This window comes from Mesorhizobium sp. CU3 (assembly GCF_006442965.1).
Taxonomy (GTDB): domain Bacteria; phylum Pseudomonadota; class Alphaproteobacteria; order Rhizobiales; family Rhizobiaceae; genus Mesorhizobium.
Genome location: NZ_VFWX01000052.1, coordinates 1 through 266, shown reverse-complemented (window position 1 = coordinate 266; position 266 = coordinate 1). Strand labels below are relative to the sequence as shown.

General features: G+C 62.8%; 1 pseudogene. It reads left to right on the top strand.

The features are described 5' to 3' along the window. Positions 1–24 precede the first annotated feature (24 nt). Positions 25–266, top strand: a pseudogene (locus FJ988_RS30570) (hypothetical protein); the annotation flags it as partial.

Below are 266 nucleotides of genomic sequence, written 5' to 3'. Positions count from 1 at the left end.
ATTCTCGATGACCTGGCGGTGTTGATGCTGGCGATCACCGACAGCGGCCAGCACGAGTTTGAAGCCTACCTCAAGCAACTCAACGAGCGTCTCGAGGCGTTCCAGGGGCACCTGCAGGTCGCCAGTGACGGCCACGCGGACAGCCGCTCGGCTGCCAGGGAGCTGGATACCCAGATCCGCGAACAGGTGGATGGTTTGCAAACCAGCGTGCAGGACGCGGCGGACCTGGATAGCCTCAAGCACGTGCTGGAGAGCCATCTTGAGGG